17 protein-coding genes and 1 riboswitch are annotated in these 19,774 nt (G+C 37.3%); of the genes, 3 read left to right on the top strand and 14 right to left on the bottom strand.

Annotated elements, in window-relative coordinates:
• The first annotated feature begins 66 nt into the window (after nucleotides 1-66).
• Nucleotides 67-987 (top strand): TetR/AcrR family transcriptional regulator, encoded by a 921-nt coding sequence (locus J7E63_RS13915; RefSeq protein WP_215004425.1) that lies wholly within the window; start codon nucleotides 67-69, stop codon nucleotides 985-987.
• Here the strand turns inward: J7E63_RS13915 and J7E63_RS13910 are convergent.
• The 10 genes from J7E63_RS13910 to J7E63_RS13865 all read right to left on the bottom strand — a co-directional run bounded on the left by J7E63_RS13910 (nucleotide 929) and on the right by J7E63_RS13865 (nucleotide 12,027).
• The gene (locus J7E63_RS13910; protein ID WP_215013217.1) at nucleotides 929-1,414 is read right to left on the bottom strand and encodes a hypothetical protein; all 486 of its coding nucleotides are present in this window, start codon (nucleotides 1,412-1,414) and stop codon (nucleotides 929-931) included. The two genes, J7E63_RS13915 and J7E63_RS13910, sit on opposite strands and share 59 nt — an antisense overlap.
• 140 nt (nucleotides 1,415-1,554) lie before the next feature.
• The gene (locus J7E63_RS13905) at nucleotides 1,555-2,250 is read right to left on the bottom strand and encodes an LrgB family protein (protein WP_215013215.1); all 696 of its coding nucleotides are present in this window, start codon (nucleotides 2,248-2,250) and stop codon (nucleotides 1,555-1,557) included.
• A complete protein-coding gene (locus tag J7E63_RS13900; protein WP_215013213.1) occupies nucleotides 2,231-2,611 on the bottom strand; it encodes a CidA/LrgA family protein in 381 nt (126 codons plus the stop codon). Before J7E63_RS13900 ends, J7E63_RS13905 begins: the two co-directional genes overlap by 20 nt.
• A gap of 247 nt (nucleotides 2,612-2,858) precedes the next feature.
• Complete coding sequence (locus tag J7E63_RS13895) at nucleotides 2,859-3,338, bottom strand: PaaI family thioesterase (protein ID WP_215013211.1); 480 nt, start codon at nucleotides 3,336-3,338, stop codon at nucleotides 2,859-2,861.
• Between the two features lie 518 nt (nucleotides 3,339-3,856).
• Nucleotides 3,857-4,309: a flavodoxin domain-containing protein gene (locus tag J7E63_RS13890; RefSeq protein WP_215013210.1), complete on the bottom strand. Its 453-nt coding sequence runs from the start codon at nucleotides 4,307-4,309 to the stop codon at nucleotides 3,857-3,859.
• A complete protein-coding gene (locus J7E63_RS13885; RefSeq protein ID WP_215013208.1) occupies nucleotides 4,306-5,352 on the bottom strand; it encodes a ribonucleotide-diphosphate reductase subunit beta in 1,047 nt (348 codons plus the stop codon). Before J7E63_RS13885 ends, J7E63_RS13890 begins: the two co-directional genes overlap by 4 nt.
• Before the next feature lie 33 nt (nucleotides 5,353-5,385).
• Complete coding sequence (locus tag J7E63_RS13880; protein ID WP_374193735.1) at nucleotides 5,386-7,662, bottom strand: ribonucleoside-diphosphate reductase subunit alpha; 2,277 nt, start codon at nucleotides 7,660-7,662, stop codon at nucleotides 5,386-5,388.
• Between the two features lie 145 nt (nucleotides 7,663-7,807).
• Nucleotides 7,808-8,009: riboswitch (cobalamin riboswitch) on the bottom strand.
• Between the two features lie 148 nt (nucleotides 8,010-8,157).
• The gene (locus J7E63_RS13875; protein ID WP_251033532.1) at nucleotides 8,158-9,915 is read right to left on the bottom strand and encodes a bifunctional metallophosphatase/5'-nucleotidase; all 1,758 of its coding nucleotides are present in this window, start codon (nucleotides 9,913-9,915) and stop codon (nucleotides 8,158-8,160) included.
• Between the two features lie 103 nt (nucleotides 9,916-10,018).
• Nucleotides 10,019-11,017, bottom strand: coding sequence for a VanW family protein (locus J7E63_RS13870; RefSeq protein WP_215013206.1), 999 nt, complete (start codon nucleotides 11,015-11,017; stop codon nucleotides 10,019-10,021).
• Between the two features lie 185 nt (nucleotides 11,018-11,202).
• Entirely contained in the window at nucleotides 11,203-12,027 is an 825-nt protein-coding gene (locus J7E63_RS13865) for a formate/nitrite transporter family protein (protein ID WP_215013204.1), read from the bottom strand.
• A 368-nt stretch (nucleotides 12,028-12,395) separates the two neighbouring features.
• Here J7E63_RS13865 and J7E63_RS13860 point away from each other — a divergent pair, with 368 nt between their 5' ends.
• Complete coding sequence (locus J7E63_RS13860) at nucleotides 12,396-12,947, top strand: methylated-DNA--[protein]-cysteine S-methyltransferase (RefSeq protein ID WP_215013202.1); 552 nt, start codon at nucleotides 12,396-12,398, stop codon at nucleotides 12,945-12,947.
• 32 nt (nucleotides 12,948-12,979) lie between these two features.
• On the opposite strand, the gene J7E63_RS13855 is transcribed toward J7E63_RS13860, so the two are convergent.
• On the bottom strand, nucleotides 12,980-15,214 hold the full coding sequence (locus J7E63_RS13855) for a SpoIID/LytB domain-containing protein (protein ID WP_215013200.1): 2,235 nt from the start codon (nucleotides 15,212-15,214) through the stop codon (nucleotides 12,980-12,982).
• 366 nt (nucleotides 15,215-15,580) lie between these two features.
• Between J7E63_RS13855 and J7E63_RS13850 the strand changes: the two genes are divergently transcribed.
• Nucleotides 15,581-16,006 (top strand): hypothetical protein, encoded by a 426-nt coding sequence (locus J7E63_RS13850; protein ID WP_215013191.1) that lies wholly within the window; start codon nucleotides 15,581-15,583, stop codon nucleotides 16,004-16,006.
• A gap of 183 nt (nucleotides 16,007-16,189) precedes the next feature.
• On the opposite strand, the gene J7E63_RS13845 is transcribed toward J7E63_RS13850, so the two are convergent.
• From J7E63_RS13845 to J7E63_RS13835, 3 genes are all read right to left on the bottom strand, one after another.
• Nucleotides 16,190-17,362, bottom strand: a complete 1,173-nt coding sequence (locus tag J7E63_RS13845) for an SAM-dependent methyltransferase (protein WP_215013189.1) — start codon at nucleotides 17,360-17,362, stop codon at nucleotides 16,190-16,192.
• Nucleotides 17,363-17,992: 630 nt separating this feature from the next.
• Entirely contained in the window at nucleotides 17,993-18,976 is a 984-nt protein-coding gene (locus tag J7E63_RS13840) for a proline dehydrogenase family protein (RefSeq protein ID WP_215013187.1), read from the bottom strand.
• 111 nt (nucleotides 18,977-19,087) lie between these two features.
• A complete protein-coding gene (locus J7E63_RS13835; protein ID WP_215013525.1) occupies nucleotides 19,088-19,774 on the bottom strand; it encodes a FadR/GntR family transcriptional regulator in 687 nt (228 codons plus the stop codon).

Below are 19,774 nucleotides of genomic sequence, written 5' to 3'. Positions count from 1 at the left end.
AATCATGCTTTAAATAATGTACTATACTTTTATACTAATAGTACAAATGGAAATAAAGGTGATTTTATGAATGACCGAAAGCAGCATGTAGTAAATATGGCTCATCAATTATTCATCGAAAAAGGATTCCAAGCGACATCTATTCAAGATATTTTAGACTATAGCGGGATTTCTAAAGGAACGTTTTATAATTATTTTTCATCTAAAAGCGAATTATTAATCGCGATTTATAAAACAATTTATAAGAGGCTCGAAAAGGATCGAAACGATTTATTAATCGGTCAAAACCCTTCTAGTATTGAGATTTTTATTAAGCAAGTGGAAATGCAAATGATTACTAATCGGAAAAATAAATTAATTACCCTATACGAGGAAGTATTGTCCTCTAATGATGCTGACCTTAAACAATTTGTCCAACGGAGTCGTTTAAATTCACTTCGCTGGTATTACAATCGGTTTATCGACATCTTCGGCGAACAGAAAAAACCATTCCTATTAGATTGTGCAATTATGTTTCAAGGGATATTACAATATAATGTTCAATACAATAGAATGGCCCATGAATCTGGAGAAAAAGTAAGCAGTGTTGTCCGCTACAGCGTCGCGCGATTGGTTAAAATAGTTGATGAGGTTTCTGAATCAGGGGATCAATTAATAGAACCAAATACTTTAGAAAAATGGGTCCCTGGCTGCCAAAAAAACAATCACGAGATAATCACCCAGTTGATGAAAATAGCGGTAACGTTAAAGGCATCGATAACGAAAAGCATTCAGGATGTAGAAGAACAAAACAAATACAATGAACTTCTGGATTTTATTCAAGAAGAAATCATCCATACAAAATCACCAAGAAAGTTTCTTATTCAAAGTGCCCTATTATCCTTAAAGCAAAACCCCGAATCACTTTGGAAAAAAGAACTAGGGCAGCTTAATGAATTGATCGAGGCTTTTTATAGTGTGACAGAGTCGGAAGACACAAACCCCTAATCCAAGGATTAGGGGTTTGTTTTGAGTAAGTAAGGCTTTTACTATTTGAAAAGCGTTGCTGAATTTCCCAAATAAAGTAATTGCTTGAAAATTGTTTTACCACCACGATTGCATCTTCGCCATTTTTTGTAAATATTAATCCTGTACCCATTTGTTCTTGAAACTTCCACCCTTTTAATTTCATATATTTTTTTACAACTTTATAACTGCTATTACCACTACTTTCGGACAAGTATTTGCTTCGTTTTTCTGTTTTTGAGAACAGCTCAAATTCAGAATCTGAAAAGTGAAGCTTCATTGCAGAAATAATTAATGGTATTGGATTTCCCTCCTGAAAAAGCGCAAAACCAAAACTGCTGACAACTAGACCAAATCCTATGACCAAAACAATCACTAGGGTAACAGCCATTTTTCTAATCCCCTCCACCCGTTCGCCTCCTTATTTATCTGCTACTATTTAATTTGACGACGGATGGGTATTTTTGGTTTCAGATAGAAATATTTCATTTTCATTAAAATTGTTTTAAGATGTCGGTAATGAATTTATTAATTAGTATTAAGAGTAGTTTAATAAAGGGAAAGCTGCAATAATAGGGGTATCATAATAGACATGATCAATGCGGAGGTAATCATCGCTATGCTCCCCATTACCCCTTCTATTTCTCCCCATTCAAATGCACGGTTGGCACCAATTGCCTGGGCAGAGGTTCCTAACGCTAATCCCTTAGCAATTCGGCTTCTAATCCGAGTAAAATTTAAAAGAAATGGCCCAACCATTAAAGAAAAAACCGCTGAAATACAAACAAACAAAATCGTTAGTGACGGTATCCCCCCTAATGACTGGGATACTGATAAGGCAATTGGAGCAGTGACCGATTTTGGAATAAGCGACAACATAATTTCCTTATTCATGTGCAAATACTTCGTCAACAAGACAATTGAAATTACCCCAGTTATTGTGCCTGGCATAACCGCCCAGAAAATTATTAAGAAATTTTTTCTAATAATTCTTACATGTCTATATAAGGGAACTGCGAGGGACACAGTGGCGGTTCCTAATAAAAGTGAAAATATTCCTGTTCCAGAAGAATATTGGGCCACTTGTATATGAGAAAGCGTCAATAAACCAATGATGAACACAGTTACTGTATATAACGGATTTAACCATGCCTTGTTATAAGTTTTAAACACCTTATCTCCTGCTACATAACTCATAACAGTAATGCTGGTACATAACAATATATTAGAAATCATTGTTCCCATTTTGTTTACTCCTTTTTCTTTTAGTTTCTAAATACTCAGCAATAAAAGCTGTAACAAGAAGAACAACCAGGCTGCTTGCTGCTAGGATGATTGCTAATTTTATTCCATCTACTCTAAAAATCCCTGCAAAATGCCAAACACCTACGATAAATGGAATAAATAGAAGAGTTATATGTTTGATATGCAGCTGAGCGGCTGCTTCAACCCATTTGAGCTTACAAACACCTGACATTAATGCAATGAATAAGAGCGCCATACCAATAATACTTCCTGGGACAGGTAGATCAAGCCAAGTAACGAGCCTTGTTCCAGTCAAATATATTACTAGTATTGTGAGAAACTGAGCAAATGTACGAACCATTCGGCTCCCCCCCCTGTTTTAAGACTAATAACCCTTTTTTATCAAATAGGGTCACCATTTATTACTCTAAAGTCAGTATTGCATACCTTTTTGTGTTTTTCTGTAAATGTGGAATGGTATCTAACATAGATTTTTTAAATTTGATTTAATACATGGTAGAATAACTTACTTTTATTCCGAGTTACCTTCATAAAGCAAAAAAAGCCGATTCCCAATAGTAGGACGGCTAAAACTGAATATTAAATACCTATTTAAGAAAGGATTTAGGCATGACAACAGCGACGACCTCTCCACGAGCACAGAGAATATCATTCGCATAAACCTCTGTCTCAACCTTAAACTTTTTAGGGTGTATTTCACGTACAGTTCCGATTGCTTTTAATGGTATACCATGTGGAGTGGGCTTGAGAAAGTTCACATTTAAGGAAGCCGTTACGAATCTTGGGGGCTCCTCTCCATCACCAGCTTCATGTCCATTTTTTCGATGAAGCGCCAATGCAGCAGACCCTGTTCCATGACAATCTATTAACGAGGCAACAATGCCGCCATAAACAAAACCTGGAAGTGCAAGATGCTCTGCTTCTGGTGTGAATATAGTTACTGTTTGTTCACCCTGCCAGCCAGTTCGAAAATGATGTCCCCCATCGTTCAATCGACCACAGCCATAACACCAGGCAAAATCATCTGGATACTCATCTTGTATTGCTTTAACAACCTTTTCGTTCATTTGTCTTTCCCCCTATACTCAGAAAACGCTTTCAATCTCTAACAGTTAAATAATACCATCCCAAAAAATAACCGGTCAATCAATAGATTAAATATTTAGAGCTGAGAAGTATGTCGTATCTTTAATTGAGGAATTGGAACGGTCTTATTAATAATATAGGAAAAGAAAAACCCTTGTGCTACAAGGGTCAGATTGTCGAGAAAGGGTATNNGGGGAGCCTCCTCGTCGCTATGCTCCTGCGGGGTCTCCCCTGCCCCGTACTCCCGCAGGAGTCTCCGTGCCTTCCGCGCAAATCAACAGACATGTTGCAAAGCCTATATATTAATAATATTATAACGAATTAACGCGGTGAATTGTTAAAGTTATTGTAGAAAATAAGAGGCTGTCGAAAGTTTCTCGACAGCCTGACCCTTGTGCTACAAGGGTTTTCTTCTGAATTTTTCGGAAATAATCACATTTAGACTCTATTTGGAGCAAAAAAACCGAATTGGACTACTAATTCCAAACTTCCTCTGCAATTACCCTATACCTTGCATCCGGCTTAATTGATCCAAAAAGATAGTCACGAATCTACTACACCGATCAATATCCTTCATTTGGAGGCTAACCTCGATTTTTAGGGTGGCAATTAAATCTGTGTGTACGTAAAGCATATCCTTAAATTCATCAACAGCTCCACAAAACTGCGGGTAACCACTATCCCCTGTGCCGATTACACCTGTCAGTACCTTTTTTACGTCCTGAGTTTCGAATGCACGATAAAGCTCCATCATTTCTTGAGGAATTTCGCCATTTCCCCAAGTATAGGTTCCGATCACAATAGCCGCATACTGGGATAAATCCCTAACTCGAAATTGCTCGATCCGAAAGAGAGAAACCATTACATTCTTCTTTAAAAATAAATGAAAAATTCGTTGAGCTAATTCTTCAGTATTTCCTGTTTTGGAAGAATATACGATGGCAATTTTCATAATTCATCGAAACCGTTTGATTGTGTTACCTTTGCATAGCTTCTTGACTTCTGTTCAAAAAAATCGGATTTTGTTCCATTCATCATTTCATCACTGAAAACATGGATCCAAGGCATAGGGTTTACCCTTTCTTTATATAAGTTCTGTAAACCAATCTGACGCAGTCGTTTATTTGCAAGATATTCGGTGTATCTTTCGTACTCGCTCAATTCAATACCATCTATATCCCTCAAAATCATATGTGCCCACTCTTTTTCAAGTTGGACAGCTTGTCCAACCACTTTATACACATAATCAATGTTAGCCTCTGTATGTAAATCCGGATTTTCTGTTAAAAGTATTCGCAGAAACTGTGCCATGAAATACGCATGCTGCATTTCATCCCGTTGAATATAACTAATCATCGTACTTGTCTTAAGCATTTTTTGCTGGCGGGCAAGATGATAGAAAAAAGCAAAGCCAGCATAAAAATAAATACCCTCTAGATTAATAGAATTCACACCTAGTTGAAATAAATTTTGTGGTGTAGGATTCTCACGGAAACTTTCATATGCATCTAATATCAATTGGTTTCTTTTTTGAACGATTGGATCATTTTTGGCTTGATTGAACCAATCCTTTTGTTCATTTAAAGGTACAAGAGAACTTAATATATAGGAATAGGATTCATTATGCACCGCTTCCTGCTGGGCGATGACAGCAAATATTGCTTTAAAGCTAGAATCTGTCACATAATCCATTACTTGACACATTGTTGGTGTTTGCAGGCTGTCTAAAGAAGCAAGTTGTGTATTTATTCGTAAAAAGACATCTTTCTCCGTTGAACTGAGAAAGTCCCACTGTTTTATATCATCTTGCATATTAATCTCTTGAGCTTTCCAAAAGTTTGACAATAAAGTCTGATATAAATCGTATATCTGTGGATAAGCAATATCATTCCAGTTGAGTAAGCCTGATGATTTTCCATTAATAATACCGGTTGATTTATTGGGAAACTCGGGATTTAACAGTTTTATTCTTGATAGCGGTAAATGAATATCCATAAAATAATCTTCTCCAATCTATTCTAAAAGATGTTAGCTATGGCAAGCATCACATTCGTCAATTTCTGTTTGAGATGTGCTTCTAACATAGTACGTTGTCTTTAGTCCCTGCTTCCAAGCTTCCATATGCAGGTTAAGTAAGTCCTTTGCTTTTATATCGTGCCTAACATATAAATTAAAGCTAATGCCCTGATCAATGTGACGCCCACGTGCCGCATTCTGTTTAATACTCCACACTTGATCTAATTCATGTCGCGAGCGACGATAATAGTCATATGTGATATGGTTTAAATCCGGTGCAGTAACTTTAAATTTAAAATTCTTTTTTTCCTCTGCATATTCAACAGAATAGATAGGATCGATTCCATCAGTGGAACCTCCAATTTTCGCTGTGGATGAATTGGGAGCAATAGCCATTAACCAACCATTCCGAATGCCATGATTGACGACATCTCTTTTTAGGTCATTCCATCTTTTCGATTGATAATTTTTCCGTTCAAAATAACTTCCTGTATGCCATTCTGAATCCTTAAATAGACTATAAGACCCTTTCTCCTTTGCTAGTTCCATTGATGAACGGATCGTATAAAATGCAATGTCCTCATACAGATGATCTGCATAATTTACCGCTGCTTCAGATTCCCAGTAAATCCCTTTAAGAGCTAGTAGGTGGTGCCATCCAAATGTACCAAGACCCACGGCTCTGTACTTTTTATTTGTAAGTTGAGCCTGTCCAACAGAGATTGTATTTAAATCAATCACGTTATCGAGCATTCGTACTTGGATCCTAATTAAACGCTCTAAAACATCTGCAGGGACTGCTTTTGCCAGATTAATAGACGATAAATTACAAACAACGAAATCACCAGGCTTCCGAATTATCACGATATTGCCCTCTTCATTCTGGTATTCGTTTACTATGGTCGTTGCGGACATATTTTGAGCAATTTCTGTACATAAATTACTGCAGTAAATAGAAGTTCGGCCCGTACCCAATACATGCTTATTCGGATTTTGCCTGTTTACTTCATCACGATAGAACATGTATGGTGTTCCTGTTTCTAATTGAGCAACCATGATTCGTGTCATAATATCCATGGCACGGTAGGTTTTACGAGGAAGAAGCGGGTTACCTGCGGCCTCTTCATATTTCTCTGTAAAGAATTTAACATCCGTTTCATCATAAAAATCCTCAAGTCCTAGCAGGTTCCCTTTTTCATCCTTCCAGCCCATAAATTGTTTTACTTGATGGGGACAAAATGTATGCCACTGCCCAATACTTCTTCCATCCTCATCTTTCTCTTCTAATTTTTGCATAAACAGGTCTGGTATGGTGACACCCGTGAAAATGTCATGGGCCTTACGGCGTTCATCCCCATTATTGGTTTTTAAATCGAGAAAACCGTTCATGATATCTTTATGAAACAAATCTAGGTAAACCGCAATGGCACCTTGACGTTGACCTAACTGATCAACACTGACAGCTGTATTATTTAACAATTTAATCCATGGTACAATTCCGGAAGAGTTTCCTTTGAATTTCTTTATATCGGAACCAAGGGCACGAACTTTACCATAATAAATCCCTATACCTCCGCCATCCTTGCTTAGCCGAGCAATATCCCAATTATTTAAATAGATGCTATCAAGGGAATCATCTACTGTATCAATAAAGCAGGAGGAAAGCTGCCCAAAGCTTTTGCCTGCATTCGCTAAAGTGGGGGTAGCAACCGTCATATATAAATTACTAAGTGCCCAATACGCTTCCTTTACAAGTTGTAAGCGGATGGACTCCTTTTCATCCTTCATAATCGTCATGGCAATAATCATGAACCGCTCCTGCGGGAGTTCATATACATTTCTATTATGATCTTGAGCCAGATAGCGATCCGCTAGTAAAAATAACCCTATGTAATTAAATAATAAATCTTTATCTGGATTTATCTCTTTTGCTAGTTGCTCGATTTCATCTTTGCTATATAAGCTAAGTAAATTATGAGAATATATCCCGGTATCAGTCAATTCTTTTATTAACCTATAAAAATCTCCATATTTTAAAGAACGATTATAGCCTCGATTTTTTGCTGACTTTCTATATAATTCATTCAGATATAAACGGGCAGCGATAAATGTCCAATTTGGTTGGTCTATTGCAATTTGATTCACAGCATATAATAAAGCTTGGTGATTAGCTTCCCCCTCTGTTTCATCCAGTTTACTAATTTGCTCTTTAAGCTCCGTAGTATCTATCTGATATTTTTCTGAAACTTGATTAATAGATTCTAATACGTAATTAAATTCTGTTTGAATCTCCTTAGTTATCAATACATTTCCCCCTATAATAAAAAAATCCGCTCAACGGTAATTGAGCGGATGAAACGATACACTACAAAAGGAATAAAAAAATCCAATGCCTCCTGTCGCCACCGTTCATCTTCTCAATCCCCGAAGAAGTTGAAACATCTTAAGAAAGACAGGTCTCCTGACTCATGCTTCTTCCTACTTTGAACCCTTCCCATATAAGTACCTAATAGATTAGACATTTCTTATACAGTGGTTTGCTCATTTCGTCAGCATTTACAGTTGCGGGGGCAGTTCTGGATTTACACCAGATTCCCTATTAAGCCACAATGGCATCGTCTCTTAAGGCTAACACAATATATAGTTTGATTATTATTTATTGAAACAATATATAGTGAATCAATTAATTTAAATAATAGTATAGTCACCAAAATAATTCAAGTCTATTATTAAATAAAAATGAAACCTATCTGGCCTGAACCTTTTTTTAAAACACCAAGGATGTCACTGAACCTTTTGTATTCTATTTTGAATGCCATAAGTGAACGGTTTTGGCTGGGCTTTACTGAAGTTAACTAATGCATCAAGGTCAACGGGACCGACTTCTTTGTTTTCAGCTTGGATAAATACAGTAAATCCATCTCCGCCTCCAGAAAGAAAAATATTCGCTGTCACAGAATAGGATTTATTAGGATCCATTTCCGTGCCATCTGGAAGCTTGATGCTCACTACCCTTTGCCCTTCTGGTTTATTTGGATCCCAAGTATAGCTTAAGCCAGAAATCTGCAACATGTTCGTTTTTGTTGCCCCCCACTGCTGGTTGAGCAATTCTCGGATCTGCTGTCCCGTCATCGACATTTTGACAAGGTCATTATTAAAGGGCTGTACCGTGTATATTTCTCCCCAGGAGATGTCGCCAGGATCAATATCAGCTCGAATGCCGCCAGGATTCATAAAGGCTAATTCGGTATTCAACGCTTTCCTTTGTGCATCCGCAATGAAATCGCCAAGTACTGACTCGCCATTTTCATTATGCTTGGCCGTCAGACTTTCAGATGAAGAGCCAACAACTTGATTAACTATCGGTTTTATTTTTGCTTCATAGCCTTCTATCATTTTCTTTATTTCGGGATCGGGCTCGATTCCTTCTTGAAAGGTAGTTACAATCTCAGCTCTTTTTGAGACAATATCCTTTGTTTTAGGATCTATCTCAATATCAACATCAGAGAAAGCAGTTCCATAGGAATAGGATTGAACAACTAGTTTATTGTCAATCGTTGCGTTCATATAGGCATGATTATGGCCTCCGAAGATGATATCCACTTCATCGTCGACCCGGTTTGCGATATCGACAAGCTGCCCTGCTGGATTTTCTCCGTTTGGACCTGAAGTGCCTGGGTTATGGGCTAAAACGACAATCGATTTTACTCCTTGTTTTTTCAATTCCGCTACATTCTGATTAATTGCTTCTACTTCATCCGTGAATTTTAATCCTGCCACACCGCTAGGGACAACAAGCGTTGGAGTCTCAGTAGTTACCACACCGATAAAACCAATGGGTATCCCATTTACTTTGATCACTTGATAAGGAGGCAGAATCGTTTTTCCTGTTTTCTCATTGACCACATTGGCAACAATCCATGGGAAGTTTGAACCTGCAAAATTGCCTGTTTTCGGATGTGTTCCCCCTTTTATGAGGCGCATCAGTTCCGTTAAGCCTTCATCAAATTCATGATTACCAACAGTACCGATGTCAAAACCCAGCTTGTTCAAGATCTCGATTGTTGGTTCATCCTGTAAAAGGGCCGAAATTGGAGGGCTGGCCCCAACCATGTCTCCATCTTCAACCAATAGCGTATTTTTATTTTCTGCTTCACGCTTTTTTAAATAGGCTGCTAAATAATCGACCCGACCGGCCGGTTTCCCGTTTACTTTCCGAGTCACATTTAATTGGCCATGCAAGTCATTAATCCCTAATAGTTGGACCTGAATGAAACGATTATTTGCGGCCGGTGGCTTTCCCTTTTTGGGATTGACCGTTTCTGGACGGTTGGATTTATGTCCATGATATTCTTCAGATAACCCTTGATCCTTTCCTATAGTTGGTTTCTGTCTGCTAACCTCTACAACTTGAGGCTTAGTAACAGTTTGAAATTGATTATCCATATCCCTTAGGGCACGAGCTGAAGCACTTTGATTTCCCGTTATCGCCACAAGTGCTAGGATCGATAAGGAAAGAAACGTTTTTTGAAACAATTTCATACTATTCCTCCTACAATTTTCTAAAAGAACCAAAGGTATTTTTCTCCTTGCAGGTTAGGAATATGCAGAAAAGGCACCAAAGAAGTTTGGTGCCTGACACTCATTATTGTTTGACTATCAGACTTTGGTAGGTTGAGGATGTCCTTACTTCTATGGTTAAGGTTCCCTTTTTATAGATGGATTTAATGATAAATGGGGCCCCGGTGGTATTCTGAAATTGAAAATCCGGTCCACCATAAGATACGGTTGCATCTCTGCCAGCAGGTACATACCCAACCGACAAGGAATGGTGATGTTTTTCAATATAACTAACACCTACCTGGTCCACTGCATTGAATAGGGTTGATGACGTCTGGCAAATTCCTCCGCCGATACCGTCGACTAATTGCTTATTTACAATTTCCTTCGCCTTTTGATATCCGTGGGCGGCATCACTTGGACCTACAGTAGTATTAAATGAGAAAATATCTCCCGCTCCGACAATGATATTATTAATGGCCTGTGCCGACAGCTGAATATTCTTTGATCGGCCTACAACTCCGCTATTAAATCTGGTTGTAAAGCTAGCCACGACAACTTCCCCTAACTGGTCAACATCCTCAGGTTTATAACCGCTCTCGGTCACATATAAAGGTAGTTCAATATCTCCACCCGTTGCCGATGCTGTTATGACCTTTTCAACTAACTCTGATTCCTCTAAGATAATTCTTGGTTTGCCTTTAATGATTTGACCATTGGAGCCAATCTTATCAAGAACCATTCGTTGGTCATATCCTTTGGTACTTTCCGTCCCTCTTGCTAAATCCTTTGCCCATTTTTCAAGTTCCTTTTTATAGGTTTCATTATCGGTTCCAAAACCCATTTCCACCGGTAAAAAGGTTTCCAAAATAGCATTTGTATTCGGATCAATGACATTTACCGTAATTGGTTTTGGTTTTTCTTCTTTCTGTGGTTCTGGTGGTGTTTTATTGGGCTTTTGTTGTCCTTGTTCAGATACTTTTTCTTCAACTTTCTTTACTGTTTTCGTTTTTTCTGTACATCCGGCAATAATTATTAAGCTACAGATTAATAAAATTGATACTAGCCACGAGCTCTTTGTCATTTCCCCTACCTCTTATCCTTTATTTTCATGCAGTAAATGCTGACCTCCAACGAAGTCCATTCATTCTTGGATTTTATTCCCGTTTGCATGTCAATATGACTTATAAGTATTGATTAATATGCAAAAAGCCCCTTAGGTGTAAGGAGCTTAATCAGTGAAGATATATGATTTTTTTGACCTGTAAATTATCTTACGCTGCTTTTCATCATTGGTTGAACCACTTTTGGTTCCGAATATGTTCGTTCATTTTTCTTATAGGCGTGCCAATATGCGAGTGCGATAAAGACAGATCCGCCAACCGCATTGCCAAGAAAGACAGGGATAAAATTTTCAATATATCCTAGCCAAGTAAAATGGCCGGCAAATATTGCTGCAGGAATCACAAACATATTCGCTACAACGTGTTGGAATCCGATTGCGACAAATGCCATCGTTGGAAACCAAATACCTGCAATTTTTCCGACCATATCGTCTGCCCCATAACAAAGCCACACTGCCGCTGCCACCAGCCAATTGCAGCCAATCCCCGAAACGAATGCTTGGAGAAAGGTTGCTTCTAATTTATGGTCAGCAATACTAATCGTTCTTTCCAAGAAGGGGCCGGATTCGGTAAGTCCAACCAGATGTCCAAAAAAGTATGCTACAAAAATAGCTCCGATAAAGTTACTCACCGTAACAAGAAACCAGTTATAGACAACCTGTCTAGTGCTAATCTTGTTCGCCATTCGAGCTAGCGGCACAGCCATCATATTTCCTGTTAATAGCTCACCACCTGCAAGCAAGGTGAGGATAAGGCCGATTGGGAAGACAGACGCACCAATCAAACTGCTTAACCCCTCTAAATTTCCTGTTAAAGTTGCTGTGACACGGATGAAAAGTAAATAACCTAAAGCAATGAACGCACCTGCTTCAAAACCTAATATCAGTGTTTGTAAAGGAGGGTATTTTGATTTTTTCACTCCATTTTCAACGGTAATTTCCATGATTGTTTCGGGTTTACTATATCCCATATGATATACTCCTTTTTAAATGAACCATTTAGTATGTGAAACATTTAACATACTTCTATTTTATAACAAATTCTTCTAAAATCCTGTGAATATTTCTTTAACTATTTTAGAGCGCTTACATTTACCTTTGTAATCTTGCTTTTATATTCAAAATAGCTTACTTCCCTTACTTAATAGAGGTATACTGATTCCAAGGTGATATGGTAAAGAGTATAGAAACACTACAGGAGTTACGAACGGAGACGAATGGTCTAACAGATCAGTATGTTAGTCGGTATCCCAAACCCGACCCATCTTGCTACACTTTTTAAAAAATAACCAGCCATACTCCATCAGAGTATCGCCATATGATCCGAAAGGAATAAAGAATGGAGTTTTATACAATGGAGAAAATTTATTGGAGTTTGTTTGTATATGGTCCATGGAAAATGTATCTCGCAGCAACGGTAGATGGACTTTGTTATGTTGGGTCCAATCATAAGGACTTCGAAGAACTGGTGACTTGGGTCCAAAAAAAACTCCCGCATCACCTTTTGGAGCGTGATGATAGAAAATTACAACCTTTTGTAGACGAATTCACCGAATATTTTCAAGGAAAGCTCACGTCTTTTACCTTTCCAATCGATTTTCACGGGACTCTCTTTCAACAATCTGTTTGGAACGTATTAAATGAAATTCCCTATGGATGCACACATACTTACTCAGAAATCGCGGAACTCCTGCAGAAACCTAAATCGGTACGTGCCGTTGCCGCTGCAATTGGGGCAAACCCGATATTAATTACTGTTCCTTGTCATCGTGTGATTGGTAAGAACGGGAAGTTAACTGGTTTTCGCGGCGGTTTAGATATGAAGGAAAAACTGTTAGATTTGGAAAAAGAACCCTCCACTATGAAAGGTGTAATCACACATGCTAAATAAACCAAAAAGGCAGAGAGAGGTCTCTGCCTTTTTTATTTTATATATTTACTTGAAACATAACCTGTGGCTTTACCAAATTTGATTTTTTTCCATGAACCTGTTGTTGAGACAATGGTTACTGATTGATTTTTCTTTAAAGTACCAATTACCTTGCTTTTGGTTGATGTTGTTGCACGTACATTAAGACGTGATACAGTTACTTTTCCTGTTTTTGGTTTGGCCATTTTTTTTACAACGAAAGTAGTTGTCACGCTCGAACGATTTTTACTTGTGTCTGTCGCTGCCATCACTACAGAGTATTTCCCATTTCCAAGGGAGGCAGTGCTATATCCTAGGTTGATTGTACCTGCTTTTGTTATAACGTCCTTTTTCAAGTAGCTAAGGGTTTTACCCGTACTACTTTTTATATAGACGGTTACATATGCAGTTTCGTTTGTTTTAAAAGAAATACCGGCTTTATTTTTTGTGTTATCTACACTTGCCTTAACGCTGCTAAATTTGGGAGCGGTCTTGTCTTTTACAGCCACTACTTTTTTCACTTCGAACGCTGGCAATGTCGAAGATCTGTTATTACTCATATCGGTAGTGATGATTCCTGCATAGTATTTACCGTTTGGTAAAGAATTAATGGTATATTCTTTTTTAATGGTGCCTGCATTTGTTGAAGCATCTTTTGAAAGATACGTTATAATCTTACCTTTACTGTCTTTAAGATAAACAGTTATTTTTGCTTTCTCGTTGAAATGAAAAGAGATCAAAGCTTTATTTTTCGTGTAATCTACACTGATTTTTACTTCACTTATGTTTGGAGCAATTTTGTCTGAAATCGGAGTTGCTGCCACAGTTGGTTCAGTGGTTTCAGTTGGTGCTTGCACAGCTTTGTCTGCAGGTACCTGTTCAGCAAGATCTTCAGATATTTGTCCAACTGGGTTTGTAGGTGTTTGTACTGTCTGTTCTTCAGATGCTTGTCCTGTTGGTTCGGAAGGTGCTTGTACAACCGTTGTTGGTCGCTCACTATAGTCTTTTACAATTGCTGCTCCTTTATAATAGAAGGCAAGAATCTCATTATATTTTTGACCATCAAGCGCACGGTTCTGTGCACCCCATTGACTTAAACCAACGCCATGACCGTCACCCAGTCCTTCTACGGTTATTGTTTCGTCCGTCTCTACTATGTTCGATACAAGATAGCTCTTCATGATTCGATTGCCAACCATAGCACGAATCTGTGAGGCTGCAACATTTTTGAATTCGAACTTCTGCGGGATATAAGAGCCATTTGCGTTCACTTTATCTTTTGTAAAAAATTCAACCGTAATATTTCCTTTAGACACACGGCCTCCTGATGTTGGTATGTTTAAAGATAATACAGGTACTGCTGTTATTTTAATTTCTTTTCCGGCATAGCCATGATTTTCCATCCATGCTTTAATTGTGTTTGTTATCGTTGTATCATTTTCCTTCATTTGACTCCATGGCAAATTGACCGAGTTGAATTGTTGTTTTTTTACAGAAAAATTCCAAGCAGTTTTTGCATCAAATTCATCTTCTTTAATAATCAAGTATGAGACAGGTGTTGAGCCCCAAACATTTGCATTCGATTCTGTTTTCCCGCCATTACTGGCAGAAAAAACTGCACTGATTAAGCGTCCATTTACCTTTAATACTTCCCCTTTTGTTTCATCTACTGCTGCTGTGCTATTAGGATGCCAATTGTATCCACCATACACTTGGTAGTTAATCGTATCATCGATCGTTACTGCTCGATAGGCTAAAGCATAAGTTCTAGCTGCAACCGCTTGTGTTTTTAAAGCTTCCCGGTTCCATTCCGCATACATCTCAGAAGGTACGACACCTTTTAAATAATCTTCTAAGAAGATTTCGTTAATTGGCCGCACATACTTTGAATTTTCGGGGACAAATTGAAATGAACCTAAATAATTTAGTTTATTAATAGATAGATAGTTTGTTTCGTTTAAGGGTAATAGACTTAATGTGTCTGCGGTAAAAAGTGGTGTTGTTCCATCTAAAATAGTAATTTTGTTATTATCGTATTTTACGAGATAAGACTTTCCGGTAGTTAAGCGGACAGTTGATTGCTCAACGATGTAATCGCCTGTAGGTCTTATCGTTATCTCCGTTTTATTTCCAAGATAATTGACCAGTTTTACTTTAATCTTTGGTTCTATTTTTTCGGCAGATACACTTAATATGAGCACGTTAATTAATAATATAAAGGCAAGAAAACCTGCGCCTAATTTTTTCAAAATCATTCTCCGTTCTTATGAGTATGCAGTCCTTATATTAAAATATTACTTTATTAAACTATTAGTTAACAACATGTTATTATTGGTAAGTCGTTCTACTAAATATAAATATTTTAGAAATAAAAAACTCACCAAATTAGGTGAGAAAATAAGTTTTCCGACAAATATCTACATATGTCGAGTTTAATCAGCAAACACATTCAAAATATGTTATAATAAAAATAACCTACTGATTTTTCAGTGAGTAACACTAAGGGGAGTAGCTCCTAATCGACTCAAATAGCCATAAGTTTCTTAAAACTGACTCATTGGAAAATCAACTTAATGACTCGGCAACAGAATTTTAAATATAGAAAGGGTGTTAATATGGAAAATTTTATTGAAACGGTTTATTTCTTAGAAAATCCTGAAAAGAATATTATTAAATTTGCAACTGGCACCCAGCTGCGCTATGAGGACGTAATAAAAGAGGTTTTTGGCGTAGCCTGTATCAATGATTTGCATATGATGATCCAATATAACAAGAGTTTTCAAACAAGCATTTGTAACAGTCATGGAATTAGTGAAAAGAAGATAACGCTTGATAAAATTCTTCGTGTCGCTTCAAAACTCGACATGCATCGTCTTAAAAAAGAATTGTTGGATCAAAAGAATAACTGCCTAGATGAAACACCTACAGATAGTGCTTTGGCCATTACTTGCCCTTTTGATTCCACAATCAAGCTTCAAGAAGGTATTTTCCAATGGGATGACAGTAATTTTTCATATAATGCAGTTAAGACTGGTGCCTAACACCTTTATAGTTATTAAAATAACTTTCAAAGGCTAGGGCCTTTTTTTTCCTCAGAAGGAGTTAAACACCTGCTTTTCTCTCGTCATTATTCCATTAAATGATAAATAAGCATCGGCCAATACCGATGCTTTGATTGTTTAGTATTAACAATTACATTCTTCAAAATAATCACTACGATACGATTATTGATACATGTAAGCGCGTGTCCAGGGAATGGAATCATTTGTCCCCTTAGTAAAAATAAATTGGCTGAGATCAATATTCCCTGTTTGAAACGAAGCTGAACAAGCATTTAAGTATAATCTCCACATCCGAATGAAACGTTCGTCTTTTGTTTTCCTGACTTCTTCTAGTGCATTTTCAAAGTTTTCTGCCCACATTTCTAGCGTTTTTGCATAATGTCGACGGAGACTTTCAAGATCGGTTAAATAGAAATTGTTTTCTGCAATTTGTTGGACTAACTCACTAACAGAAGGAATGTAACCACCCGGAAAAATGTATTTATTAATCCAAGCATCATTGCCACCCTCCTGTGGAGACGTAATCGTGTGAAGTACTGACAGTCCACCGTCTATAAGCAGTTCATTTACCTTCTGAAAATATTCTGACAAGTGGTCCTGGCCGACATGTTCAAGCATTCCAACACTTACAACACGATCAAACTTCTGCTTTTTCAATTCTCGGTAATCGATTAATTGAACTTCTACGAAATCCCCTAATTCCTCTTCAATAATGCGTTCCTGTATGCGTGCATACTGTTCCTCTGATAATGTGATACCTTTAGCTTTAACGCCACAGCGTTTAGCTGCAGTTATTATTAACTCTCCCCAGCCACATCCAATGTCTAAAAGTCTTTGACCCTCCTGTAGATTTAGCTTTTTCAGAATATGCGCCACTTTATTTTGCTGTGCTGTTTTAAGAGAATCGCCCTGAGTCTGAAAGTATCCGCATGAATAAGTCATTGTTTCATCTAGCCATAACTTATAAAAGTCATTCCCAATATCATAATGAAAGGCGATATTTTCTTTGCTTCGCTTGGTTGTATTTGAAAATTTCTTTAAAACTTCGGTAGCAAATTTACTCTTACCAAGAAACCCTTCCTGGCTTCGGTACATAGAAGTGACCACGTCCTTGACGTTCCCTTCCACCTCGAGAATACCGTTCATATAGGCTTCTCCAAAGGCAATGGAAGGGCTTTGGATCAACTCTCCTTTTGGAATGCTGTCGCGAATATTGAGGGAAAAATGTGAATGGCCTTCTCCATACTGGATGGTTTCTCCATCCCAGAAGGTAACCTTTACAGGATCGGAAAAAGTCTTTTTCAATAATGTTTTATAAAACAATTTATCTAACATCCATGAACACCTCTATTCAATATTATTAGTTACATGGTCCATTATTAAATAGATAAGCAGTACCCGATAATTCCCATTTGTTAAGTAGGATATGGAAATAAAAAAATATTGTAACTCTGTCCAATTAATTACCTTTTAATGGTTTCTATCCTTACCAAAGGTATAATATTATTTTACTCCGATTTATTTTGAACTACAAATATTTAGATTGAATAATCAAAATTCCTAAACAGAAGCCAACAGAAGTAACGGGCATACCTTTTGTCTTTTCGAAAGTATTGCGTGCATATTCAGATGTGTCTTTTAATATGCGAATGAATCTCGTAGATTTACTTGGATCTAACATCCCAAAAAGTGTGGTTAACGTGGTGCGCAGTGTCTCCTGTTTTTCTGAAGGCAGTTGTAAGATTGAAATACCAACCCGACTGTAACGACATAGTACACCCCACTGTTTTTTTTATTTTTCTGAACCAATAAAAGGTACCAATTCCTTCATAATTTACATACTCAGTATGCAAATAAAAATAAAGAGGCCTAGAAAATTAAAAACATTCCACCCCCAAAGTAAAAACCCCCCATCTGAAATGGGAGGTTGAAAGAATGCCTATTGTTCATGAAGAATTTAGGTCATTAACGACGTTTTTTCTTATCGGCTTTCGTCATTCTTCCTAGTAGAAATGCTCCTGCTGCTACACCAATCACTGTGTTCGTTTTTTTATTAAAAACTTGTTTAGCGACAAGATTTAAGTTTTGCGGTCTTTCAGCTAGCCGTCTCATAAAATAACCATACCAGTCATTACCAAAAGGTACATAGGTACAAAAATTGTATCCTTCACTGGCAAGTTGCAGCTGCATATCTTTCCTAAACCCATAAAGCATTTGAAATTCGAATTTCTCATTCGAAATATCGTGCTTCTTAACAAATTCTTTCACATGATTAATAATTCGATGATCATGTGTGGCAATCGAAGTGAATTTACCATTTAATAGATGCCATTCGGTAATCTTGATAAAGTTTGCATCAATATCCTTCTTATCTTGATAGGCAATTTCTGCTGACTCTTTGTAGGCACCTTTAACTAGACGAATACGGAAATTTTTATATCTTTCAAGGTATTCTTGTGCTTTGTGGAAATAAGATTGAATCACGGTTCCAACATTATTATATTCCAGCGACAGGTCGTCCAATAAATTAAATGTTGGCTCCAGATGTTTGAAGTCCTCCATATCAATATTGACAAAAATATCGTATCGATGTGCTTGATCGACGATTTCTCTTACATTATTTAGACAAAATTCATATTCAATATCTAATCCGACTTGAGTTGGTTTTAAGGAGATATGTGCATCCACTTTATTCTCCTGAATCGCGTCGATTACTTTTAGGATTTGATCTTTCGCAGCTGTCGCCTCTTCTTCTTTAAAAACGAATTCTCCTAAGTTATCAACAGTACAAGAGATTCCCTGAGCATTAAGTTCCTTAATACTTTTAATCATTTCAGGTATATTTGTTCCAGCCACAACACTTTGTGCACCTAATTTTAGGCCGTATTTTTTAGCTGTATTATTTAAAAATTGATTTTGAGATAAGCCGATAAAAATATCTTTCAACATAGCGATTTCTCCTTGCTGTTGTTTTTACCACCATTATAGCATACGCTTTCAATAAAATTTATTTTGAGAATTTTCCAAAATAAAGTGCCTGACACCGCTTAAAATTTCGTTTTATTTCAATAGTTTCTGTCGTACAGAATCAAGGTGTAGGAACATGTGATGAAATGCTTCAAAAGGGTCCCTTTTTTCCAAAGCTTCGTATATAGCAATGTGTTGTTGGAGTGTTCGATCACGCTCACGATAGGTAATTTCGCTATCGATTTTTCTAATCGTGATAATTAATGAATCGATCATTCCTTCGACAATTGGATTATCTGCACTTAAGGCAATGATTTGATGAAATTCCTTATCCGCTTCGACATAGTTATTGTCTTTGCTGTTGGCGATAATATCAATCGTCTCTTTTAATTTTGAAAGCTGTTTCTCACTTATTTTCTCTGCTGCAAGTGTCACTAATCCTAGTTCTAATGCCATCCGTGCCTCTATGATTGCTGGCAAATTATCATGGGCCAAAGCTAACATGACTGAAAATGGATGACTGCCGATTTTATTGTTAAAAAAAGTTCCTTCACGGGTTTTACGTGTTATTACACCAAGTGTATCGAGTGAACTTAAAGCCTCACGTAACACTGGCCGGCTGACATCTAGAACTTCCATTAGTTCCATTTCAGTCGGCAATTTATCACCTGGTTTCAATTGTCCACTAATTAATAAGTTAATAATACTTTCAACAACCTGCTTCGATAAGGTATTTCGATTTACGGATTCTACAATTATTTTTTTCGGAGAACCAACCAT

Source organism: Bacillus sp. ISL-75 (assembly GCF_018613095.1).
Note: the sequence above shows the minus strand (reverse complement) of the source record. Positions and strands in the feature narration are given on the sequence as shown.